Genomic DNA, 24,876 nt, shown 5'->3' with positions numbered 1-24,876 from the left:
TGCGATAAAGAAGATTGACGCATTCTGACCGGTTGAAAGGTCAGGATGCGCCAATCCATTCTGCTGCATTCAAAGTGCAACATTTTTTAAACGTGCTGTTAAAAGATAACGATGCCAACTGTTAAGGATACCGGTTTTAAACGTCATATCCCTGTTTTACTCGCACCTGTTGTTGCGGGAATGGATGCTTGCGCGGGTAAAACAATTATCGACGGTACGTTCGGCGCAGGCGGCTATTCACGCGCGCTGCTTGATAAGGGTGCCGATGTCATTGCCCTTGATCGCGACCCCGAAGCAATTCGTGACGGTCAGACTCTGGTTGAAGAATATCGTCCGCGATTGAAACTCGTTCATACCGAATTTTCCAATCTCGGCCACGTGACAGAAGATAAAGTCGACGGGGTTATTCTCGACATCGGTGTTTCATCCATGCAAATTGACGAGGCAGAGCGCGGTTTCTCGTTCCAGAAAGACGGGCCGCTTGATATGCGTATGTCGGAAAAAGGTTTCAGTGCGGCCGATGTCGTCAACGGGATGAAGGTGAATGATCTTACCCGCATTTTCGGGCTTCTTGGTGAAGAACGTCATGCAGCACGTATTGCCAGAATGATTGTTGAAAGGCGCGAGAAAAAACCGTTTTTGCGAACCTCCGACCTTGCGGACGCTGTCGAAACATTGGTCGGGCGCAAACCCGGCGACCACATTCATCCGGCAACAAGAATTTTTCAGGCATTACGCATCTATGTCAATGACGAGCTTCAGGAACTGGTCAAAGCACTTGAAGCCGCCGAAACCATATTGAAGCCGGGGGGAAGGCTTGGGGTTGTAACGTTCCATTCACTTGAAGACCGTATAGTCAAAAAGTTTTTTGCTTTCCGTTCAAAAGCACCGGCGCAATCGCGTTATTTACCGGTCGTGGAAACAGAAAAACCGATATTCAGGCTCGTAGCCAAAGGCGGAGTGACGGCAGATGAAAAAGAATTGCAATTCAACCCGCGTTCACGCTCGGCACGTTTGCGATTGGGTATCCGCACCGAAGCTGACGTAACACCTCTTGATAAAACGATATTCGGTCTTCCTGAACTTGCTCGATTTAACGGAACTAGAAAATGACAGTTTTTCGTACATTTGATATGATTCTGGTGGCGATTATGATTTGTGCAGCCGGCATTACCTATAAGGTAAAATATGATGCACAAAAGCGCATCGGCGAGGTTCAGCGTATCGAAAGACAGATCGTTGCAGAGAAAAACACCATCAATCTTCTCCATGCCGAATGGGCGATGATGATCGAGCCGGAACGTATGCAGGTGTTGGTCACCCGTTATCAGGACCAACTCGGATTGCAGGTAACAGATGCCCGCCAGATTATCAAATTGCAAGATATACCGGAACGGCTGCCGGACCAGATTGAAAATCTGATTAAAGACGACGAACTTGAAGAAAAGAATTCCCTGCTCGCCAGAAACGGCAATGCCAATGTCGATAATATCGCAACAGGGAGTGTCCGGCCATGAAGTTGATACCGTTTTTAAAGCGTAAACCGAAGGCCGCTCCCAACCGGTATGAAGAGTTACAAAAGGCCGAATACCGTTCGCGCAGAACCCGCCGCCGCCTCATGGTGGTGATAAGCTGTTTTCTCAGCGTCTATGCGGTCATTTTTGCCCGCCTTATTTATTTCGGTATAGAAGGCGGGCAGATTGAAGAAGCATCCGGCCCCGCTGTCGAGCAATCGGCCGCGCGTCCCGATATTCTTGATCGTAACGGGCGGCTTCTTGCAACCGATTTGAAAACCTATTCACTTTTTGCCGAACCGCGCCGCATCATTGATGTGGATGAAACAATAGAATTGATTTCAACGGTTCTGCCCAATCTTGATTGGCAGGAAACCTATAAAAAACTCAAAAAGAAAACCGGTTTTGCCTGGATACAGCGCGGGCTAACACCAAGCCAGAAAGAGCAGATTATGGCTCTTGGTATTCCCGGTGTCGGCTTCCGCACCGAAGTGCGCCGCTTTTATCCGGGTGGGCCTACAGCTTCCCATATTCTCGGCATGGTCAATGTCGACAATCAGGGCACGGCGGGAATGGAAAAATATATCGATAGTGCGGGTTTAAGCGATTTGCGTGCTGCCGGTCTTGCCGACGAAACGTCGCTTGAGCCGGTAAAATTATCAATTGACGTACGTGTTCAGGCCATCATGCGTGATGTGTTGGCAGACGCTATGCAAAGATATCAGGCCATTGCTGCCGGTGCGGTGGTTATCAATATCCACACCGGCGAAGTGCTTGCCATGGCTTCCATGCCCGATTTTGATCCGAATAATCCGGTTGATGCACTTAAAAAAGATCGCCTTAACAGGATGACAGCCGGCACATTTGAAATGGGTTCGACGATTAAAAGCTTCACTACGGCAATGGCACTTGATTCAGGAAAATTCCAGTTGAACAGTGTCATTGACGCGTCAAAGCCGCTGGCCGCCGGACGCGGACATTTCATTCGTGATTTTCATGGTAAATATCGCCCGCTAACCGCTTGGGAAATTTTTATTTTTTCTTCCAATATCGGTTCGGCAAAAGAAGCACTGACAATCGGCATTGACGGGCACCGCGAATTTTTGAAGAGAATGGGACTTCTCGACCGTATGACGACGGAACTTCCCGAAGTCGCCCGTCCGGTGGAGCCAAGACGGTGGAAAACCGTCAATTCCATGACCATTGCGTTTGGCCACGGCATGATGACAACGCCTTTACAAACCGCAGTTGGCGCCAGTGCTTTGATGAACGGTGGCAGGCTTATCGAACCGACATTTTTAAAACGCACGGCAGAAGAGGCGCAAGAACATTCCAAACAGGTGGTTGCACCGGAAACAAGCCGGGATATGCGTTATCTTTATAAATTGAATGGCGATATAGGTTCGGGGCGCAGAGCCAAGGTTGAAGGTTATCGTGTTGGTGGCAAAACCGGAACTGCCGAAAAAGTCGAAAACGGCAAATATTCAAAAAATAAACGGTTTAACGCCTTTCTTGCGTCGTTCCCGATTGATAATCCGCAATATGTGGTTTTGACAATTATTGACGAACCCAAGGCGGAAGAAGGAAAGTTCGGCGCAACAGCCGGTTTCAACGCGGCTCCGATGGTGGCTGAAATTATTCGCAGATCGGCTACATTTTTGGGCGTAAGACCTGATTTCAGGGAAGAATATGCACCTGTTCTTGCCTCCTCCGGCAACCAGAAATTGCCTGAAACGTCGTTTAATGATTAGAACAAAAGGGGTTAGAACATGAAACTCGATCAACTCGTAAGCGGCGTTCAACAAAAGTCGATTGTGCCCTCTATCGAAATCAAGGGCGTTACTGCCGATTCCAGAAAAGTTCAACCCGGTTTTCTTTTTGTCGCTCTCAAAGGCAATAAAGGCGATGGCGGCGTTTATGCCAAGGATGCAACAAAGCGCGGTGCAGTCGCAATCCTGACAGACCATGATTTTGAACTTGCAGAAAAAAATGTGCCGATCATACGCGTGGTTGATGCACGCCATGAATTGGCAATGGCAGCAGCACGTTTTTTTGGTAAACAACCCGATACTGTGGTGGCTGTTACAGGTACAAGCGGTAAAACATCTGTGGCTTCGTTTACACGCCAGATCTGGAAAGATGCCGGTTTTGCAGCAGCAACCATCGGCACAATCGGTGTTATTACGCCAACAAGAAATGAATATGGCTCGCTCACCACTCCCGATCCGGTAAGACTACAACAGACAATGGCCGAACTTGTTGATGAAGGTGTGACCCATGTTGCTATGGAAGCTTCTTCCCATGGCATAGACCAATGCCGGCTTGACGGGGTAAAATTGAAAGCCGCAGCCTTTACCAATCTCGGGCGCGACCATATGGATTATCACCCGACAGTAGAGGATTATTTCAGGGCTAAGATGCGTCTATTCGACACACTTCTGCCGAAAGAAGCGCCAGCCGTCATTTTTGCCGATGACAAATTTTCCGAAGCGGCAATCGAACATGTCAAACGGGCTAAACGCAAAGTTCTAACCGTTGGTCGCAAGGGCGATTTTATCAGGTTACGTCATGTCGAACACCAACGCTCGCGCCAATTTGTCGATTGTATCGTCGATGGCGAGGTTTTTGAATTCACCTTGCCGCTTGCCGGTGACTTTCAGGTTTCCAATGCACTTGTCGCGGCCGGACTTGCCCTTGCAACCGGTGTTTCTGCGGCGGCAGTTTTCCGTGCACTCGAACGGCTGCAAGGCGCACCGGGGCGTCTCGAACTTGTCGGAACGACAAAAGATAAAGCGGCAATCTATGTCGATTATGCCCATAAACCGGAAGCTCTGGAACAGGTTCTACTTGCTGTAAAAGCATTCACCACAGGAAAAGTCGTGGTGGTTTTTGGCTGTGGTGGCGACCGCGACAAGGGTAAACGCCCGATTATGGGTAAAATTGCTACCAAATATGCCGACATTGTTATCGTCACCGATGACAATCCGCGCACTGAAAATGCCGCCGAAATCCGCAAAGAAATTATGGCAGCCGCAAGCAGCGCCAAAGAGATCGGGGATAGACGCGAAGCTATCCGTTATGCCATTTCCCTTCTTCAAAGTGGCGATACATTGGTTGTTGCCGGAAAAGGGCATGAAAAGGGCCAGATTATCGGAACCGAAGTTCATCCCTTTTCCGACCATCAGGAAATAACGGAGGCCTTGGAAGGACAACACAAATGATGCCATTATGGACTAAAGGCGAGGTGAGAGAGGCACTCCATGGCGACGAGATCGGCAATTTGCCGGATGAATTATCGGGTGTGTCAATTGATAGCCGCACAGTAAAACCAAATGAAATCTTTTTCTGTATCAAGGGCGAAAAACTTGATGGTCATGATTTTGCAGCAAAAGCTACCGAGGCTGGCGCGGGCCTGTTAATTATCGAAAAAGGCCGGAAACCGGATCTCCAAAAACTTGGCGTACCGATGATAGCAGTGGACGACGTGCTCGAAGCGCTCGATCAACTTGGACATGCAGCACGGGCAAGATCAAACGCAAAAATCATTGCTGTAACCGGATCTGTCGGAAAAACCACCACCAAGGAAGCGCTTCGTCATTGTCTTGGAGCTGTCGGAAAAGTTCACGCCAATCCTGCATCTTTCAATAATCAGTGGGGCGTGCCGTTAACCCTTGCCCGTATGCCGGCCGATACCGATTATGGTGTATTTGAAATCGGCATGAACCATCCAGGTGAAATCCGCCCATTGGTAAAAATGGTACAGCCTCACCTTGCCATTATCACCAAGGTTGCAGCAGTGCATTTGGGATTTTTTTCAAGTATTGAACAAATTGCAACTGCCAAAGCCGAAATTTTTGAAGGTGTTGTCAAGGGTGGTGCGGCATTGCTCAATGCGGATGACGATTTTTTCCGCTTTCTTTGCGACAAGGCGAAAGCATGCGGAATTGAAAATATATTGAGTTTCGGCGAAGCAAAAGATGCCGATTACCGTTTGGAAAAGCTCCATATGTTGGCCGACTGTTCCTGCATGAGCGTGAAGATCGGCAACAATGAAGCGATGGTAAAAGTTGGTGCGCCCGGCCGCCATATTGTACAGGATTGTCTTGCGGTACTTGGGGCTTGCGATTTTGTCGGTGCCGATATGGCTCATATTGTCATGGCAATGGCAACATTTAGCGCCGAAAACGGGCGCGGCGCACGCTATCGTCTGGAACTGCCTTCAGGTGGTATATTTACGCTGATTGATGAAAGCTACAATGCCAATCCGGCCTCGATGCGCGCTAGTCTCGAACTGTTGAAACAAGCCCAAACCGGAACACGCGGGCGGCGCATTGCGGTGCTTGGAGATATGCTTGAACTTGGCAAATATAGCGAAAAACTTCACCGCGAACTTGCCGAACCGGTTTTAGCGTCGGGTGCAAATCCGGTTTATCTCGTCGGTCGGGAAATCGAGCCTTTGAAACAGGAGCTTTCAAAAAAGCTCAAAGTCTATTTGAAAGAAAATGTCGAAGAGATTATTCCACTGGTTTTGAAAGATATTCATGATGGCGATGTCATTATGGTCAAATCATCAAATTCCATCCGCTCTTCCCGTGTTGTGTCGGCTCTGCTTGAACGTTATAAGGCAGTCGATTGAAAGATAAAAAGGCTTTGCTTCCATGTTGATGTATTTTTCATCACTCACCGATATTTTGCCTGGTGTCGGGGTGTTCCGCTATATTACGTTCCGCACCGGTGCGGCATTGCTCACGTCGGGACTTATCGTTTTTCTGTTCGGACCGAGCATTATTGCTTCGTTGAAAGTGCGTCAGGGCAAAGGCCAGCCAATCCGTGCCGATGGCCCGCAAACCCACTTCAAAAAAGCCGGTACGCCGACAATGGGCGGGTTGATGATTTTAAGCGGAACGGTCGTTTCGGCACTTTTATGGTGCAATCTTTCCAATATCTATTTCTGGGTTGTCCTTCTTGTGATGTTGGCCTTCGGTGCAATCGGCTTTTATGATGATTATCTCAAAGTCACCAAACAAAGCGAAAAAGGTTTTTCCGGCAAGGCACGTCTGACACTGGAATTTCTCATTGCCATTGTTGCCTCCGGCGTCATTATGCATACGGAATCAACAGGTCTCGCACTTCCCTTTGTGAAAGATTATTTGCTCAATCTTGGCTGGTTTTTTATTCCCTTTGCGGCATTTGTTATGGTGGGAGCCGGTAACGCGGTCAACTTCACCGATGGTCTTGACGGCCTCGCTATTGTTCCCGTCATGGTGGCTGCATCATCATTTGCCCTCATTGCCTATTTGTCGGGTAATATCAATTTTGCCGATTACCTCCAGATTCACTATGTCGCAGGTTCAGGTGAACTGACAGTGCTTCTTGGCGCGGTTGTCGGAGCGGGACTAGGCTTTTTGTGGTTTAATGCGCCGCCGGCTGCAATTTTTATGGGTGACACCGGCTCGCTCGCACTTGGCGGCATGTTGGGTGCAGTTGCGGTTGCAACAAAACATGAAATTGTTCTTGCTGTTATCGGCGGACTATTCGTCATGGAGGCGCTTTCCGTCATTATTCAGGTTTTCTGGTTCAAATTGACAGGCAAACGCGTTTTCCTCATGGCACCAATTCATCATCATTTCGAGAAAAAAGGCTGGACAGAAAGTCAGGTTGTTATACGCTTCTGGATTATTTCTATTGTGCTTGCCCTGATCGGTCTTTCAACTCTCAAACTGAGATAAAAAAATGATTATAGTCAATTCTTTCAAGAATAAAAAAGTTGCACTCTTCGGCCTTGGCGGTTCGGGTGTTGCAACAGCAAAATCGCTTCTTGCCGGTGGTGCCGAGGTTCTCGCTTGGGATGACAACGCGGAAACTGTTGAAAAAACACGTGCCCACAATATTCCGGTGAGCGATCTTCATAACGTCGATTGGTCAAAAATCTCGGCTCTCGTTCTTGCCCCCGGTGTGCCGCTCACCAATCCGGAACCCCACTGGACAGTCAAACTGGCAAAAGCCGCCGGTGTCGAAATTATCGGTGACATCGAACTGTTCATTCGAGAGCGTAACAATTATCTCGAACAGCATAATCTTTCCGATGCGGATATGCCTTTCATCGCAATTACCGGCACCAATGGCAAATCCACCACCACCGCACTCATCAACCACCTATTGAACGAAAGCGGAAAATTGTCGGAAATGGGTGGCAATATCGGCACTGCTATTTTGTCACTCGAAGCGTTTGAAAAAAATCGCTTTTACGTCGTCGAGTGCTCGTCTTTCCAGATTGATCTTACTCCGTCAATCAACCCGACTGTCGGCATTCTTCTTAATATCTCGCCCGATCATATCGACCGGCACGGGACATTTGCCCATTATTGCGAAATCAAGAAACGGTTGGTAAGTGGCGCAAAAACTGCACTCGTTGCTGTTGATGATGAAAATTCGACAAAAATCTATGAAGAGCTTTCACATGACCATCATAATGTTTTGCCGGTATCAAAAGACAAGGTTTTAAAGAGCGGATATTATGCTGTCAAAGACGAGCTTTTCAGTGTGAAAAATGGCAAGCCGGAAGCACGTTTGTCGCTTTCGGGAATAGACTCGCTTCGTGGCAGTCATAATGCCCAGAATGCTTTGATGGCACTCGCCACCCTTGATATTCTGAAAATAAAACCGGTTGAATTGCAGCGGATTTTTGCTTCCTATGTCGGGCTGCCGCACCGTATGCAGCAGGTCAGAAAAATCGGCAATGCTCTTTATATAGACGATAGCAAGGCAACCAATGCCGAGGCTAGCGCACCGGCACTCGCCACTTTTGATCACATTTACTGGATTATCGGCGGGCTTGCAAAAGCCGGTGGTATTACCGCTTTGAAAGATTATTTCCCGAAAATCCGCAAAGCCTATCTCATCGGTGATGCTGCGGAAGATTTTGCCCGTACCATTAACGGCGCATTTCCGATTTCAATGTCGGGAACACTGGAAAAAGCGGTTCAGGAAGCCCATCAGGATGCGGGGTCGGACAAGGCTGAAGAAGTGGCTATTCTGCTTTCGCCTGCTTGTGCAAGCTATGACCAGTTCAAAAATTACGGCGCTCGCGGTGATGCCTTCAAGGCTTTTGTCAAAGCGTTGTAACCTCTTTATTTATTTCTCCGATATTTTATGGCTTCGGCTTGAGAAGGCCGAAGCCATTTTTTTGTCAATAATTGAAAAGTTGAGTTCGCGTTAACCAACCGGAATCTTTTTCGGCGTAATTTCCATGGGCGAATGAGCAAAAATTGTTCTTGAACAGATGATCGTAACGAAGGGGTTGAAATGGTTTCTCGTGCCGACCGTGGACCGATTGCCAATTGGTGGTGGACAATAGACCGGCCAATTCTGGCAGCCTGTCTCATGTTAATGGGGCTTGGCATTATGCTTTCCTTTGCTGCCAGCCCCACTGTCGCCAGCAAAATCGGTATTGCGGATAGTTTCTATTTTGTGCGTTGGCACATTATTTTCAGCTTTCCGGCACTTTTTACAATGATTTTTGTTTCCTTCTTTACCCCGCGCAATATTCGCCGGTTTTGTGCACTGCTATTGCTGGTAACGCTTGTTCTATTGGTCGCAACCTTATTGTTCGGAGCCGAAGTCAAAGGGTCAAGACGGTGGATTTCCGTGCTTGGCGTGTCCGTGCAGGCTTCCGAATTCATGAAACCGGCTTTCGTTGTTATGTCGGCATGGCTTTTTTCCGATCAGACCAGAAAAAACGGCATTCCGGGCTTTTTGCTTGCTATTATTCTATATGGAACATGTGCTTGCCTTCTGGTGCTTGAACCCGATATCGGGCAGACAATGCTTATCAGCGCCACCTGGGGCGGCTTGTTCTTCCTTGCCGGTGTACCGATTATTATTATCATTCTGTTCATCGGCCTTGCCATTGTTGGCGGTTTTGGTGCCTATCTTTTTGTTCACCACGTTCAGGAACGCGTCAACGGATTCCTGACCGGCGAAGGGGATACATTTCAGGTGGATGTCGGGCGTGAAGCCATTTTGCATGGCGGCTGGTTCGGGCAGGGGCCGGGCGAGGGAACAGTCAAACGGATTGTTCCCGACAGTCACACCGATTTCGTATTTTCGGTTGCAGCGGAAGAATATGGCATCGCTCTTTGCCTGCTGATTGTTGCACTTTTTGCCTTCATCGTTATCAGATCCATGAAAATAGCCATGAACGAACGGGATTCTTTTACCCGTTTTGCTATTGCCGGAATGGCTATTCTGTTCGGTTGCCAATCCATGATTAATATGGCAGTGAACCTGCACTTGATGCCGCCAAAAGGCATGACTTTGCCATTTATCTCTTATGGCGGTTCGTCTATGGTGGCGATTGCCATATCTATGGGAATCCTGTTGAGCTTGACGCGTCGTCGCCCTGAGGCAAGGCTTTCCGCGTCGTTACCGACTATTATGCCGGCGGTGTAAAATGACTGATAAAAAAACAATTGTTCTGGTTGCGGGTGGCACCGGTGGCCATCTTTTTCCTGCCGAAGCTTTAAGAGGCGAACTTGTCCGGCGGGGCTATGATGTCCATCTGATTACCGATGACAGGGCAAGACGCTTTGTGCGCACATTTGACGACGATCATGTGCATGTCATTCCCTCGGCAACTATAACCAGTAAAAATCCTTTTGCAGTGGCGAAAACGCTCTGGCAGCTCTTGAAAGGCGTTCGCGCGTCACGGCGATTATTCAAGAAATTGCGACCGGTTCTTGTCGCCGGATTTGGCGGCTATCCCACATTGCCGCCACTATACGCTGCAAAATCGATCGGTTTGCGTGCTTTTATCCACGAGCAAAATGCAGTGATGGGGCGGGCCAATAAAGCTTTGGCTGCACGGGTTGATGCCATTGCCGGCGGCTTTCTTGAAGATCAAGGACCGTATAAAGACAAAATTGTTGTAACCGGCAATCCTGTTCGCGATGCAGTGATTGAAGCCTCGGAACAGCCATATCACCCGTCTGATGGAGCTGATGCTTTCAATCTGCTGATCTTTGGTGGCAGTCAGGGCGCTTCTTTTTTCAATGAAATTGTACCGGCGGCGATAAAACTACTTGGCGATGATGTTAAAAAACGCCTCTCTATTGTCCAGCAGGTCAGGGGTGACGATGAAGAACTCATCGAAACCTATCGGAATCTCCAGGTCAAAGCCGAAGTCAAAGAATTTTTCGAAGATATGCCCAAGCGTATTGCCGATGCCCAATTTATTATTGCACGCTCCGGCGCTTCTACAGTGTCGGAAATTGCTGCAATAGGCAGACCTGCTTTGCTTGTTCCATACCCTTACGCGCTCGATCACGATCAGGCAGCCAATGCTGCGCAGTTAGCTGCAACCGGCGCCGTCAAAGTGATGCAGCAGAAAGAACTCGATAGTCACGAACTTGCAAAAATGATTGATGCGGTGGCCAAAAACAGTGCGCTGTTGGTTACACAGTCAAAAGCTGCCTACAATGCCGGTCATAGAGATGCGACGAAACGTCTTGCCGATCTGGCGGAAGCATTGGTCGCCGGCAAAACAGTAAAAGAATATAAAGAAGGAGAAACTTCATGAAAATGCCCTTGAGTATTGGCCTTATCCACTTTGTGGGAATTGGGGGTATAGGCATGAGCGGTATTGCCGAAGTGCTCCATAATCTGGGCTATAAAGTTCAAGGTTCCGATCAGGCGGACAATGCCAATGTCGAGCGTTTGCGCGCTCACGGAATAAAAATTCATGTCGGCCACAGTGCCGATAATCTGGGGCAGGCGGAAGTTGTCGTTGTTTCAACGGCTATTCATAAAAATAATCCGGAATATATTGCAGCCAAAGAACGTCATTTACCAATTGTAAGACGGGCTGAAATGCTTGCCGAATTGATGCGTTTCAAGCAAGCTGTCGCGATTGGCGGTACACACGGAAAAACCACAACCACTTCACTGATCGGCACGCTTTTGGAAGCCGGTAATCTTGACCCGACGGTTATTAATGGTGGTATTGTCAACGCTTATGGTACCAATGCCCGTATGGGTGAAGGCGACTGGATGGTGGTCGAAGCCGACGAAAGCGATGGTACATTTTTAAAACTGCCTGCCGATGTCGCGGTCGTTACCAATATTGATCCCGAACATCTCGATCATTACGGGACTTTCGAGGCCGAACGTGAGGCTTATTTGCAATTTGTCGAGAATGTTCCCTTTTACGGTTTCGGTGTCATGTGTCTCGATCATCCGGAAGTGCAAGCATTGGTGAGCCGCATTGATGACCGTCGCGTTATTACTTACGGCTCCAACCCGCAGGCAGATGTGCGTTTTCTGAACCACCATATGGAAGGCCCGAAATCGCATTTCGATGTTGTGATACGCTCGCGTAAAACCGGCGCGGTTATCGAGATGAAAAATCTGGTTTTGCCGATGCCCGGTCGTCATAATGTGCTGAATGCCACGGCAGCTATTGCTGTTGCACACGAACTTGGCGTTTCCGATGATGCGATTATCAAAGGCTTGGCGGGTTTTGGCGGTGTCAAACGCCGCTTTACCCATACCGGTAGCTGGAACGGCGTGGAAATTTTCGATGATTATGGACACCATCCGGTTGAAATCAAAGCTGTTCTGAAAGCTGCCCGTGAGAGTGTAAAAGGGCGTGTCATTGCTATTGCCCAGCCGCATCGCTATACGCGCCTTCATAACCTTTTTGACGAATTTGCCACCTGCTTCAATGATGCCGACACAATTCTCGTCGCTCCGGTTTATCCGGCCGGAGAAGACCCGATTGAAGGTGTCAACTCGAAAGCTCTGGTTGACCGGATCAAAACCGCTGGTCACCGTGATGCGCGCTATATTGCTGACCCGAAGGAAATCGCCCCGATTGTCAGAAAAATAGCAAAGCCCGGTGATTATGTTGTATTTTTAGGGGCTGGCAATATTACCCAATGGGCTTATGCTCTACCGAATGAATTGGCAGATCTCGATAAAAAATAAGTTTTGGTCAGATGATAGATGGCGAAGCACTTTTAAAGCGGTTGCAACCTTCTCTTGAAGGCATAAGAGGACGAATTCACCCGAATGTGGATATGAGTAAGGTCACGTGGTTTCGTGCCGGTGGCCTTGCCGAAGTCTTCTATCAACCGGCAGATGAAGCCGATCTTGCGGCTTTTTTAAAAAAATTGCCGCGTGATATACCGATAACAATTGTCGGTATCGGCTCCAATTTGCTGATACGTGATGGCGGGATTGGCGGTGTGACAATCCGCCTTTCGGCCAAAGGGTTCGGTGAAACCCAGCAAGTCTCGCAGACGCGTATTTTTGCCGGTGCTGCAACCACTGACAAAAGGCTTGCTTCTGTCGCGCTCGAAGCGGGGATTTCAGGTTTTCATTTTTATTGCGGAATACCGGGAGGGCTTGGTGGCGCACTGAAGATGAATGGCGGCGCCAATGGCGGCGAGACAGCGCAACATGTTGTTGAAGTCTATGCGCTTGATCGCGAGGGAAAACGCCATATCCTCAATCTTCCGGATATGCATTATTCCTATCGTCAGTCAAAGGTTGATGATGATTTGATTTTTGTCGGTGCTTTGCTTGAAGGGCAGAAAGGCAACAAGGAAGACATTAAAAAAGCCATGGATGAGGCTATTCGTCACCGCGAAGAAGTTCAGCCCATCCGTGAAAAAACCGGCGGCTCGACCTTCCGCAATCCTGAAGGCACATCGGCTTGGAAAGTCATTGATGAAGCCGGCTGCCGCGGATTGACAATAGGTGGTGCCGAGATGAGCCCCATGCATTGTAATTTCATGATTAATAAAGGCGATGCAACCGCCTATGATCTCGAACTTTTAGGCGAAACGGTGAGAAAACGTGTGTTTGAAAAAACCGGAATTGACCTTCATTGGGAAATCAAACGTATCGGCCAATTTATACCCGGTCGGGAAGTAGAACCCTTTGTTGCAAGCCGCTGATCCAATAAAAAAGCTCGATATAAAATGCGCGAGATAATTTAATCAGTAAAAAATGACCTGTCTTGGAAGGTTTGTAACAACAATACGAATTAAAAATATAGAAATACATTTTTCGTAAATTTATTAGAATGATAGAAGCACAAAAATAAAGACATAACCTAAAAATTTATAGTTAACCGGATAAGAAAAAATAAAAAAATAAAGAATTAAAAGGTTTAACAAAATTTGGCTATATATTCTTTTATAAAAAATTTTTTATAAAAACAATGAAGAAAATGTTATTCAAGTTTTAAATAATAAATATAATTTGAATTGATTGAAGTGGTAATGGTATTATAAAAAACCCGCGATTGATAAATTTTGAAATTTATCTTTATTATCGAAAACGGTGTTTTTGCCACTCTGTATTTTCCGGATAGAATTATCCATAGTAGAAAATTTTTCTAAAAATTAATGTGTTTTAATTTGAAATTTTCTTATTTTATGAATTGCCAAGCTTTGTTCCAATCGACAAACACAGACAACGAAAAAAAACTGAAAAAAATCTATGAGTCATTTCAAGGGGATGAACGGAATTTCGCCTTACGAATCAGCATCTTGGATATTGCGGGGCTTGTCAGGGAAGGGCGATTCTGATTCATTATGGTTAACGCTAGTCCATTGATTCGCAAGGATGATTCAGAATTCAAACGATCAATAGTATGGCTTTGATGTGGGTGAACTATATATAGTGGTTGCTGAGGGAGCTTTAGAACATGGCAAAAAAACATGTTGCCGTATTGATGGGTGGTTTTTCCTCCGAGCGCCCTATAAGCCTGTCGTCAGGTACGGCTTGCGCAGAAGCTTTGGAAAAAGTGGGCTTCAAGGTTACCAAGGTTGATGTCGGCCGCGATGTGGCTTCAAAGCTTGTCGAAATAAAACCGGATGTGGCGTTTAACGCTTTGCATGGTATCTTCGGTGAAGATGGACGTATTCAGGGCATATTGGAATTTTTAGAAATTCCCTACACGCATTCCGGTGTTTTGGCGTCTGCTCTTGCTATGGATAAGGGGCGGGCAAAAATTGTTGCATCTGCTAACGGTGTTGTTGTGGCTCCCTCGCGCGTGATGAACCGCTTCGAGATCGGTAAAAAACACCCGATCGAGCCGCCTTATGTGATAAAACCGGTTTATGAGGGGTCGAGTTTCGGTGTTGTTATTGTCAAGGCCGGGCAGAATACGCCACCGGCTGAAATAACTGGTCCGGCGTGGCATTACGGGGATAATGTTATTGTTGAAAAATACGTTGCGGGGCGTGAACTGACATGCACCGTTCTGGGCGATAAGGCACTGGATGTTTGCGAGATTGTTCCGGATAAAGAATTTCAATTCTACGATTTTCAATCAAAATACAAACCGGGTGGGTCGAAACATGTTTGTCCTGCTCCGCTTTCACCAATTATTTACCAAAATGTGCAAAGGATGTCTGTAGCAGCACATCAGGCACTTGGGTGCAGGGGTGTTAGCCGTTCGGATTTTCGTTTTGACGAGGAGAAAGGTGAGTTGGTCTGGTTGGAGATTAATACGCAACCTGGAATGACACCGACTTCTCTGGTTCCGGATATGGCAAAAGTATCGGGTCTATCATTTGAAGACCTTGTGAAGTGGATGGTGGAGGACGCGTCGTGTATGCGTTGAACAGTCAACACGGAGATAGTTTTTCGGCATCTGTTATGTCGAATCTGCCTCGCCTTTACAGGCGATTGCGGCGGACTGTCTCGCAACTTGTTTTGGCTGAAATAGAATTGCCACGCCATTTCGGTTCATTCGCAGTGGTGTTGTTTTTTGCGGCTTCGACTTTTTATGGTATTTCGGCAGGGGGCCATACCGACGAGGTTGTGAAAGCCACGACATCGACTTTCGGTTTTGCGGTCGAAGATGTAGAAATTGCCGGAAATAACCGTATGTCGGAGCTTGATGTTCTTTCGGCTCTGGGGCTTGACGGCGAAACTTCAATGATCGGCTTTGATGCGACAAAAGCACGTCAGGTTTTAAGCGAACTGCCATGGGTGCAATCGGTTGATGTGCAAAAAATATATCCCGATCGTGTGCGTGTTTCACTTGTGGAACGGCAACCCTATGCTGTTTGGCAGCATGGCGACAATCTTGACATTATTGATAATGAAGGTCGGGTTATTGTACCGTTCAGACCGGGGCTGGTTGGTGATTTGCCACTGGTTGTCGGTATCGGTGCTGATAAAAAAGCTTCCGACTTTGTGCATGAACTGGCAGCATTTCCCGAAATTCAGGAACATGTGCGTGCCTATGTGCGCGTTGGTGATCGGCGTTGGGATGTGCTTCTCGATAATGGCGTGCGTATCAAACTTCCGGAAGCAAATGCCATGGCAAGGCTTGCCGATGCTGTCAAGGCAGACAAAGAGCAGGGACTTTTTTCGCGCGATGTGTTGAGCGTCGATTTGCGGCTTCCTGACCGGATTACCGTGGCTGTGTCCGACGAAGCTTTGGAACGGCGTAATAACGTTGTCAAAGAAGAAGAGCGTCGTTTGAAGGCGCAGAAGGCGGGGCGCGCATGAATTTGCTCGGTTCAAGCCATAACGGATTGCGCAAGACGCGGCTGTTGACTGTTCTTGATATGGGGTCAAGCAAGGTTGTTTGTGTCATTGCACGGTTGCGCCCGCTCGATCATACGCAATATTTGCCCGGCCGTACGCATCATATCGAAATATTGGGATTTGGCGTACAACGTTCGCGCGGGATAAAATCCGGCGTGGTCATGGATATGGCAGCGGCAGAGCAATCGGTACGGTTGGCGGTTGATGCTGCTGAGAAAATGGCAGGATTGATTGTCGATTCGTTGATTGTCAATTTCTCGTCTGCCCGCTTGAGAAGCGTGGTTGTTCATGGCGAATATGATGTGAGCGGTCGTGAAGTTTCCATGCGCGATGTCCGCTCGGTGTTGGCAAGTGCTTCAAGAAAAGCTTTTGCCCTTGATCGTCATATTGTTCATTCGATCCCGCTCAATTATTCGCTTGATAGCGAAAAAGGCATTTCCGATCCGATCGGAATGACAGGTAATTTGCTTGGTGTCGACGTTCATGTTCTCACTGCTGAAACCGTACCTTTGCGCAATCTTGAAGCCTGCATCAATCGCGCTCACATCAGTGTAGAAGCAATGGTTGCTACACCGCTGGCAAGTGGTCTTGCAGTTCTCGTCGATGATGAAGCCCGTCTGGGAGCAGCTTGTATTGATATAGGCGGCGGCACAACAACATTTTCGGTTTTTTCGGATAACCGTTTTGTCCATGCCGATGCTATTCCGGTTGGTGGCAATCATGTAACGCTCGATATTGCCCGCGGTTTTTCAATGCCGCTCGAAGATGCCGAAAGACTTAAAGTCATGCACGGGTCAACACTGCCGGGCGGCGTTGACGACCGTCACATGATTAGCGTTGCTCCGATTGCCGACGAGCGCAGCGAAATGCAATATCCCCGTGCTGTATTAACCAGAATTATTCAGGCACGGGTTGAAGAAATTCTTGAAATGGTACGTGACCGTCTCAATCGTTCGGGCTTTGGTCATGTTATCGGAAAACGTATCGTGTTGACTGGCGGTGGAAGCCAGTTGACAGGTTTGCCGGAAACGGCGCGTAAAATATTGGGACGCAATGTGCGGGTCGGCCGCCCACTGGGAGTATCGGGGCTGCCGACTTTGGCTAAGGGATCTGCTTTCTCGGCGGTTGTCGGTTTGATGATCTATCCGCAGACAGCAAGTTTCGAGGAAAAAATCGTCCATACGATCGGTCAACTCAAGACTGGTACGGGGGGGCGCTTTCAACGCGTAGGCCAATGGCTGCGCGAGAGTTTTTGAGTTGTTGAGTTATGTTTTTAAAATTCTACCGCTAAGGGCTTTGCGGTGTACTTATTGAGAAGGAAAAGACAATGACAATCAATCTGCACGGGCCAGATATTACAGAATTGAAGCCACGCATCACTGTTTTCGGCGTGGGGGGCGGCGGCGGTAATGCCGTCAATAATATGATTAATGCCGGTTTACAGGGCGTTGATTTTGTCGTGGCAAATACCGACGCACAGGCGCTTACAATGTCGAAAGCCGACCGTGTCATCCAGCTTGGTGCAGCCGTAACCGAAGGCCTCGGTGCCGGAGCACTTCCCGAAGTTGGTCAGGCTGCTGCCGAAGAATGTCTTGATGAAATCGTGGATCATCTCGGCAATTCCCACATGGTTTTCATTACCTGTGGTATGGGCGGTGGTACCGGTACGGGTGCTGCACCGGTGGTTGCCCGTGCTGCCAGAGAAAAAGGCATTTTGACAGTCGGTGTCGTGACCAAGCCCTTCCATTTTGAAGGTGCCCGTCGCATGAAAACCGCCGAAGCAGGCATCGAGGAATTGCAAAAATGTGTCGATACGCTGATTGTTATTCCTAACCAGAACCTGTTTCGCATTGCCAATGAACAGACAACTTTTGCCGACGCTTTCATGATGGCCGATCAGGTGCTTTATTCGGGTGTCGCTTCGATTACCGATTTGATGATTAAAGAAGGTCTCATTAATCTCGATTTTGCCGATGTGCGTTCGGTGATGCACGAGATGGGACGCGCAATGATGGGAACCGGTGAAGCTTCCGGTGAAAACCGCGCTCTTGCTGCCGCAGAGGCAGCAATTGCCAATCCGCTTCTCGACGAGACTTCAATGCGCGGTGCCCGCGGCTTGTTGATTTCGATTACAGGCGGTCGCGATCTCACATTGTTCGAGGTTGACGAAGCTGCAAACCGCATTCGCGAAGAAGTCGATGCCGATGCAAATGTTATTTTCGGTGCTATTGACGATGAATCGCTTGAAGGCGTAATCCGTGTTTCGGTTGTCGCAACCGGTATTGATCGTGCGAATGTAGAGGGCGCTGAAACAGATGGTCAGGGCAGCCAGATGCCTAATCCGGTTCGCAAACTCGAAAATTCGGCTGCACCGCAAAACGGACCGAAAGCCCAACTTTCCGAGCCGAAAGCCCAGCCGATGGTCGAGGTTATGGAAGCTCTCGAATTGGAAATGAACAGACCGGTTGAAGAACCGTTCCGTCCACAAAGCGAAATCTTTAAAACGCCGATGTCGAATGGCGGCGTCATTCCGCAACGTGCCAACCCGCAAATCCAGGCTTCGTCAACGGTTCATGCGCAGCCCCAGCAAATGCCGCAAACGCCGCGTATGCAGGCTCCCCGCATGGCTCAACAACAAACCAATGCTCCGGTGAATATGGAAGCAACGGCTCGTGTTCTCGACGAAATGACAGAACTACCGTCGATGCGTGAAAAACAGGCTGCACCGCAGCCTCGTCAGGCTCCGGTCAGAATGCCGGAATTGCGTGACTTCCCGACAGTCGCTCGTGAAAAGGCCAATGCTGCAGCACACCGTCAACCCGCACAGCAAGGTCCGCGCAGCCTTTGGCAAAAATTGACACAAAGCCTTATCCATCGCGATGAAGAACCGACGGCGCGCCTCGAACCGGCACGCAAGCAAACACGTGAACCGGTTATGCCAGCACCGGAAAACCGCCGTCAACTTTCTTCGGATGCTGCGGTTTACGCTCCACGTCACCAGCAGCCTGCCGAACCGCAAATGCGGCCGCAGCAACAGCAACGGCAGCCTGTCAACGAAGAAGAACAGTTGGAAATTCCGGCTTTTCTGCGTCGTCAGGCAAACTGAATATAAACGGTAATAACAAATCGGCTCATGAAATAATGAGCCGGTATAATAAAAAGCCCCAATTACCTTCTCAAAACTACCGCTGTTCTCATAAAACAGCGGTTTTTTTTGTTTTGACGGTTCACCGTTAATGTAAGAGTGCCGGAAAACGCGCCCTTTTCACATCTCTGATAGAAATCTATTTGACTGTTTCTCTATAAACCCGTTTTGCTTTTTATGAGCAATTCTTTGGGAGGGGCGCAAGTCGGATCTGTTTGAAAAAGGGAATTGGTTGAAACTGGCTTTTAATAGCCTGCTATATTTCCGACCATGAAACAGTGAGCCGGTATAATAAAAAGACCCAATTACCTTCTCAAAACTACCGCTGTTCTCATAAAACAGCGGTTTTTTTTGTTTTGACGGTTCGCCGTTAATGTTAGAGAGCCGGAAAACGCGCTTTTTTCACATCTCTGATAGAAATCTATTTGAAGCTGTTTCTCTGGAAAACCGTTTCGCTTTTTGTGAGCAATTCTTTGGGGAGGGGCGGCAAGTCGGATTTGTTTGAAAAAGGGAATTGGTTGAAACTGGCTTTTAATAGCCTGCTATATTTCCGATCGTTCAATTTTTGGGCAACGCGACTTGATTCCGCGGGCGTAAAAGGCACCGCTGTGGTTCAAGCTTTATCATTCGCCCGTTCAGTGGACGGGCTGTGGTTCTGTTTTTTAGGTTCACCGTTTATTGCATCCAAATCGTCTGGAACGGGGGGGGGTTATCAACAAGAGTCGGACGAAACGTGTTTTTCAGAAAAACGATAGAACAACCGGTTTTTGAAAAAACGCAGAAACACGAATTATCTAACATAAACCGATGACGTAAAAAAACGGTTGAATAAGCCGCAGAAAGCCGGTTGAGAAACGGGCTGAGAACCGGATTGAGAAACGGGCTGAGAAACCGCTGCCGTATAAAGGGGGCTAAACCGGATAAGAAATGCGGATTGCTCCACGAAAATGCAGCATTACAGATAAAAGCTTGAGGCAATGTGATTGAATAGTGTTTTGAAATAGTCAGGGAATGATAAAACTGCCCGACGGTTCCGATAATCGGTTCCTTTTGTCGACAACGATAGCCGCAATTTTCCGGACAATCATTTTCAAGAGAATAAAACAAAATGCCGCTTCTTTTTAAAAACACCGTTTGCAACCTGTCGTGTTTTATTGAAATTCTCTGTCGAAGATTGTCATGAATGGTGTTATGTGAAGAAAAGTTGGAAAAGCCTCATGAAGGGAAATCTTGCAACTATGGTTGGCAAACATATGAATTCTCGTTTTGATCCTCATTACCAGTCAACATTGGCTGAAGCTGTGACACTGAGCGGGCATGGTGTGCATACCGGTCTTCCTTCCGTTTTGACGATCAATCCGGCTGAACCGGATACGGGAATTATATTTATCCGCACTGCATCGAACGGCGAAAAAAAGAGCTTCCGCGCAATCTCTTCTGAAACCGGCGCGACCGAACTTTCGACAACGCTGGGAACCGGCGAGCTACGTGTTGAAACAATCGAACATTTGATGGCAGCTATCAACGCCTATAATCTCGATAATTTGAGAATCGAGGTTTCGTCGAACGAACTTCCCATTCTGGATGGCGGTTCATGGAGCTATTGCACCGCATTTGAAAAAGCCGGTTTTGTCAACCAGAAGGTGAAACGCAAATTCATCGTTATCAAGAAAATAGTCAGAGTCGAATCGGCAACCGGTTTTGCCGAATTCGAGCCGTTTGACGGCCGCAGGTTCGATGTTTCTATCGAATTTGCCACGCCGGTCATCGGAAAAAGCACTTTTGTTTTTGATTGCGAGCCGGAAAAATTCAAAGATCAAATTTCCAAAGCGAGAACATTCGGCTTTTTGAAGGATGTTGAAACTTTATGGGCTGCCGGTATGGCGCTTGGCTCTTCTTTGGAAAATTCGATTGTGATCGGCACAGATGACAAAGTTGTCAATCCTGACGGTACTTATTACGAAAATGAATTTGTACGCCATAAATTATTGGATGCCATGGGCGATACAGCCTTGGCAGGCGCACCTATTATCGGGATTTTTCGTTCGTTTCGCGGTGGCCATTCATTGAATGCAAAACTTGTAAAAGCGTTGCTTCAGGATGCTTCGGCTTATGAAACAAAAGAATTTTAATAAAATTAGGTTTTAATAACTTCAGTTTTTGGGGAATTGCCATAATTGAGCCTATAAGGAATGATTGACCGATTGAGTAAAAATCGGCTAATCCAATATTAATGTTGTAGGTTGATAATAGCTCATTATAACCTCCCATGACTTCGATTCGGTCTGAAACACGAGCTGGGTGATGTCTTTTGGGTTTTGATAAACGAGGGAATGCCGGAAGGCCGGAGAGACCATGACGAAGTTGAATTCGTATATTATGGATGCTGGAACAAAGAAATCCACTATCGTGCGTAAAGTCATTATCGGGTTGATGCTTGGCAGCGTATGCCTGACAGCCGGTTGTTCAAAAAAAGATAAAGATGTGGATTTGACATCTTATGTCGAAAAGATTGATCCGCCGGATGTTTTGTATAATCAGGCACTTGCCAATCTTGATGCCGGCCGTTTGAGCGAGGCTGCAAAAAAATTCGAGGCTATTGATCGTCAGCATCCCTATACGGAATGGGCACGTAAAGCACTTGTCATGGGCGCTTTCACCAATTACCGCAAAGGCAATTACGATGAAGCGGTCAATATGGCCAAGCGTTATATTGGTCTTTATCCGACATCCGAAGAAGCAGCTTATGCCTATTATATCATTGGCCTTTCATATTTCCGGCAGATTCCGGATATTACGCGCGATCAGAAAGACACAAAACGCGCTATTGCTGCAATGCAGGAAGTTGTCGACCGCTATCCTAATTCCGAATATGTCGATGATGCCAAAACAAAAATACGTTTCGGTCGTGAACAGCTTGCCGGTAAAGAAATGCAAATCGGCCGCTATTATCAGGAACGCAAGCAATATCTTTCGGCGATCAAGCGTTATCGCACGGTTGTTGAAGAATATTCCAACACCAACCAGATCGAGGAAGCTCTCTACCGTCTGACAGAAACCAATTACGCTTTGGGTCTGACATCGGAAGCACAAACGGCAGCCGCCGTGCTGGGGCAAAACTATCCGGAAAGCAAATGGTATAAAGATGCCTATAATCTCCTTCAAAAGGGTGGGGTAGCACCTCAGGAAAATAAGGGATCGTGGATTTCACGTGCTTTGAACAAAACCGGATTGAAAAAAGGTTCTTGAGCTTAGATGCTTATACAGCTTTCGATCCGCGACATTGTTCTGATCGAAAGGCTCGATATCAACTTTGAAACGGGCCTGTCGGTGCTCACCGGTGAAACCGGTGCCGGCAAGTCTATTCTGCTTGATTCGCTTTCGCTTGCGCTTGGGGGGCGGGGGGATGCTTCCCTCGTTCGCCATGGTGCCGAAAGCGGGCAGGTAACAGCGGTGTTCGATGTGCCGCTTGACCACCCTGCCAGAAAACTTATCAAAGAAAATGGCCTTGATGACGAGGGTGATATCATCCTTCGCCGCATCCAGTCTTCGGACGGGCGTTCGCGTGTCTTCATCAACGATCAGGCGGCAAGCGTCGCATTGATGCGAGATGTCGGCCATGAACTTGTTGAAATACACGGGCAACATGCCGATCGGGCGCTTGTCGATATTGCCTCCCATCGTGATCTTCTTGATGCTTATGGCCGTTTGGATGACGATCTCAAAAAGGTCAAAGAGAGTTATCGCCATTGGCACGAGCTGGAAACGGCTTTGAAAAAACACCGCGAAAAAGTTGCGGAAGCTATGAGAGAGGCGGACTATCTGCGCTCGTCTGTTGAAGAACTTGACGCACTCGCCCCGCAAGAGGGCGAAGAAGAAACTTTGGCAATCCGGCGAACAGATATGATGAAAGCCGAAAAAATTGCGGGCGATATTAATGAAGCCGGAGATATGTTGAATGGTGCACAATCACCGGTTCCCGTCTTGGCAAATCTTGTCCGGCGGCTCGAACGCAAAATTCCCGAAGCCGAGGAATTGGTAAAGCCGATTGTCGATTCGATTGATAACGCACTTGAAGCACTGGGACTTGCGCAGGACAGTATTGATGCAGCCATGCGTGCTCTCGATTTTGACCCGCAAGAATTAGGCAATGTCGAAGAACGCCTGTTTGCTTTGCGTGCGGCCGCACGGAAATATAATGTTCCGGTCGATAATCTGTCGCAATTGCGCGACAAGATGGATCAGGACTTGAAAGACCTTGACCAGAGCGAGGAAACTGTCAAAAAACTGGAAAAAGAGGCAGCCGCAGCCCTTGCCGATTATGACAAGGCAGCAGGCGAGCTTTCGCAAAAACGGCATGAACGGGCAAAGGAATTGACGAATGCGGTCATGGCCGAATTGCCGGCTCTCAAGCTTGAACGGGCGGAATTTATCGTCAATATCGAAAGCAATAAAGAAGAGCGCACGCCCGAAGGTATCGACAGGGTTGAATATTGGGTTCGCACAAATCCCGGAACCCGTGCAGGACCGATGATGAAGGTTGCCTCCGGCGGCGAATTATCACGCTTTCTTCTGGCTTTGAAAGTGGCTCTGGCCGATCGTGGTTCTGCTCCCACACTGGTTTTTGACGAAATTGATACAGGTGTTGGCGGCGCGGTTGCCGATGCGATCGGGCAAAGATTGTCAAGGCTTGCCAAAGGTGTTCAGGTGCTTTCTGTGACACATGCACCGCAAGTTGCAGCCCGTGCCGACAGTCATTTTCTGATTTCCAAATCGGAACACAAGGATGGCGACCGGCTGATTACCAGTGTGCGTAAGCTTGAAGATGCTGAACGCGCCGAGGAAATTGCACGCATGCTTGCAGGCGAGCATATTACCGATGAAGCCCGTGCGGCAGCGTTAAAACTGCTTAACGCAAAATAGAAAACGTCAGCTCGCACGCATCCGGCTTTGCAGGAGAATTGAAGACTGTATAAAGTCAGCTATTTCTTGAAAGAGATTGATCTATAAAAGCCTGATGGCTGAAATTTTTGTCGAAATATATGTTTTTCGTAAATGAAAATCGGGTTGCCGGAAAGCAGCATTCATTAAAAAAGCAGGCTGAAGTCAATATTCGAATGGTGAAAGCCACCCTTCTTTTCTTGCAGTGTTCGCGGGTTTTGCAAGTATGATGACCGGTCGAATACATCATTCGATCTAGGCGCAGATTATTGCATGATAGATTGATCGCATTTTTACTTTCTTTAAATCGTGTCCAAAGTCAATCGGAATGTCCGGAACCTGCCGATTAGCCGGATGATGAATGCGAAAGATGAGAAAACGGCGCTATATTTTTGAAGAAACCGGATTTAACGGAAATTTGTGCGTAAATGAGAAAGCGGGATAGCACTATTTCAGTGATAAGAGAATAGGAGGGCTATTCAATTTGCGGGCAATTTTTGCGGGTTATTCCTTTTATTCGACAGGCAATAATGTCGGGCTATCATCTGCTTACAGGCGATGGAAATAAAACAGGCAATTGGTGCATCATGCTCGTTACCACTGCAATGGCCATCTGTGAATTTGAAAATATATGCGGCATATGTGTTCTTGTTTGTGGTTCTTTCACGTTTTATCAGCTAGATATATGGTCACATTTTAAAGATGAGC

The 24,876-nt window shown here is 47.8% G+C and carries 18 protein-coding genes; all 18 read left to right on the top strand.

The features are described 5' to 3' along the window. Nucleotides 1–111: 111 nt before the first annotated feature. The 18 genes from rsmH to recN all read left to right on the top strand — a co-directional run bounded on the left by rsmH (nucleotide 112) and on the right by recN (nucleotide 24,150). The gene (rsmH, locus tag H3S94_RS09045; protein WP_198240835.1) at nucleotides 112–1,113 is read left to right on the top strand and encodes a 16S rRNA (cytosine(1402)-N(4))-methyltransferase RsmH; all 1,002 of its coding nucleotides are present in this window, start codon (nucleotides 112–114) and stop codon (nucleotides 1,111–1,113) included. Beyond that, nucleotides 1,110–1,517, top strand: coding sequence for a hypothetical protein (locus H3S94_RS09040; RefSeq protein WP_077992782.1), 408 nt, complete (start codon nucleotides 1,110–1,112; stop codon nucleotides 1,515–1,517). Before rsmH ends, H3S94_RS09040 begins: the two co-directional genes overlap by 4 nt. Continuing rightward, entirely contained in the window at nucleotides 1,514–3,265 is a 1,752-nt protein-coding gene (locus H3S94_RS09035; RefSeq protein WP_077992778.1) for a penicillin-binding protein 2, read from the top strand. The genes H3S94_RS09040 and H3S94_RS09035 overlap by 4 nt, the downstream gene beginning before the upstream one ends. Before the next feature lie 18 nt (nucleotides 3,266–3,283). Next, nucleotides 3,284–4,735 (top strand): UDP-N-acetylmuramoyl-L-alanyl-D-glutamate--2,6-diaminopimelate ligase, encoded by a 1,452-nt coding sequence (locus H3S94_RS09030; RefSeq protein ID WP_198240834.1) that lies wholly within the window; start codon nucleotides 3,284–3,286, stop codon nucleotides 4,733–4,735. After that, entirely contained in the window at nucleotides 4,732–6,150 is a 1,419-nt protein-coding gene (locus H3S94_RS09025; protein WP_198240833.1) for a UDP-N-acetylmuramoylalanyl-D-glutamyl-2,6-diaminopimelate--D-alanyl-D-alanine ligase, read from the top strand. The genes H3S94_RS09030 and H3S94_RS09025 overlap by 4 nt, the downstream gene beginning before the upstream one ends. A gap of 22 nt (nucleotides 6,151–6,172) precedes the next feature. Beyond that, entirely contained in the window at nucleotides 6,173–7,243 is a 1,071-nt protein-coding gene (gene mraY, locus H3S94_RS09020; protein ID WP_077992771.1) for a phospho-N-acetylmuramoyl-pentapeptide-transferase, read from the top strand. Nucleotides 7,244–7,247: 4 nt separating this feature from the next. After that, nucleotides 7,248–8,639 carry a UDP-N-acetylmuramoyl-L-alanine--D-glutamate ligase gene (gene murD, locus H3S94_RS09015; RefSeq protein WP_198231310.1) on the top strand — a complete coding sequence of 464 codons (1,392 nt, stop codon included), beginning with the start codon at nucleotides 7,248–7,250 and terminating at the stop codon, nucleotides 8,637–8,639. A gap of 180 nt (nucleotides 8,640–8,819) precedes the next feature. Further along, entirely contained in the window at nucleotides 8,820–9,965 is a 1,146-nt protein-coding gene (locus H3S94_RS09010) for an FtsW/RodA/SpoVE family cell cycle protein (RefSeq protein WP_077992767.1), read from the top strand. Nucleotide 9,966: 1 nt separating this feature from the next. Next, on the top strand, nucleotides 9,967–11,091 hold the full coding sequence (gene murG, locus H3S94_RS09005; RefSeq protein WP_198231309.1) for an undecaprenyldiphospho-muramoylpentapeptide beta-N-acetylglucosaminyltransferase: 1,125 nt from the start codon (nucleotides 9,967–9,969) through the stop codon (nucleotides 11,089–11,091). Further along, on the top strand, nucleotides 11,088–12,497 hold the full coding sequence (gene murC / locus H3S94_RS09000) for a UDP-N-acetylmuramate--L-alanine ligase (protein ID WP_077992764.1): 1,410 nt from the start codon (nucleotides 11,088–11,090) through the stop codon (nucleotides 12,495–12,497). Before murG ends, murC begins: the two co-directional genes overlap by 4 nt. An 11-nt stretch (nucleotides 12,498–12,508) precedes the next feature. Continuing rightward, complete coding sequence (murB, locus tag H3S94_RS08995; RefSeq protein WP_198240832.1) at nucleotides 12,509–13,471, top strand: UDP-N-acetylmuramate dehydrogenase; 963 nt, start codon at nucleotides 12,509–12,511, stop codon at nucleotides 13,469–13,471. 755 nt (nucleotides 13,472–14,226) lie between these two features. Continuing rightward, nucleotides 14,227–15,147: a D-alanine--D-alanine ligase gene (locus H3S94_RS08990; protein ID WP_077992759.1), complete on the top strand. Its 921-nt coding sequence runs from the start codon at nucleotides 14,227–14,229 to the stop codon at nucleotides 15,145–15,147. Beyond that, the gene (locus H3S94_RS08985; protein ID WP_369805734.1) at nucleotides 15,135–16,043 is read left to right on the top strand and encodes a cell division protein FtsQ/DivIB; all 909 of its coding nucleotides are present in this window, start codon (nucleotides 15,135–15,137) and stop codon (nucleotides 16,041–16,043) included. The genes H3S94_RS08990 and H3S94_RS08985 overlap by 13 nt, the downstream gene beginning before the upstream one ends. Continuing rightward, nucleotides 16,040–17,338, top strand: a complete 1,299-nt coding sequence (gene ftsA / locus H3S94_RS08980) for a cell division protein FtsA (protein WP_077992755.1) — start codon at nucleotides 16,040–16,042, stop codon at nucleotides 17,336–17,338. The genes H3S94_RS08985 and ftsA overlap by 4 nt, the downstream gene beginning before the upstream one ends. Nucleotides 17,339–17,409: 71 nt before the next feature. After that, nucleotides 17,410–19,188 (top strand): cell division protein FtsZ, encoded by a 1,779-nt coding sequence (ftsZ, locus tag H3S94_RS08975; protein ID WP_077992753.1) that lies wholly within the window; start codon nucleotides 17,410–17,412, stop codon nucleotides 19,186–19,188. Nucleotides 19,189–20,444: 1,256 nt separating this feature from the next. Beyond that, a complete protein-coding gene (gene lpxC / locus H3S94_RS08970; protein ID WP_246786452.1) occupies nucleotides 20,445–21,359 on the top strand; it encodes a UDP-3-O-acyl-N-acetylglucosamine deacetylase in 915 nt (304 codons plus the stop codon). Between the two features lie 223 nt (nucleotides 21,360–21,582). Next, complete coding sequence (locus H3S94_RS08965; protein ID WP_077992747.1) at nucleotides 21,583–22,476, top strand: outer membrane protein assembly factor BamD; 894 nt, start codon at nucleotides 21,583–21,585, stop codon at nucleotides 22,474–22,476. A gap of 6 nt (nucleotides 22,477–22,482) precedes the next feature. Further along, nucleotides 22,483–24,150, top strand: a complete 1,668-nt coding sequence (gene recN / locus H3S94_RS08960; protein ID WP_198240830.1) for a DNA repair protein RecN — start codon at nucleotides 22,483–22,485, stop codon at nucleotides 24,148–24,150. The last annotated feature ends 726 nt before the right edge of the window (nucleotides 24,151–24,876 follow it).

The organism is Bartonella sp. B10834G3 (assembly GCF_016102505.1).
Classification (GTDB): domain Bacteria; phylum Pseudomonadota; class Alphaproteobacteria; order Rhizobiales; family Rhizobiaceae; genus Bartonella; species Bartonella choladocola.
The sequence above is the reverse complement of the archived record's forward strand: the minus strand, read 5'-3'. Positions and strand labels throughout refer to the sequence as shown.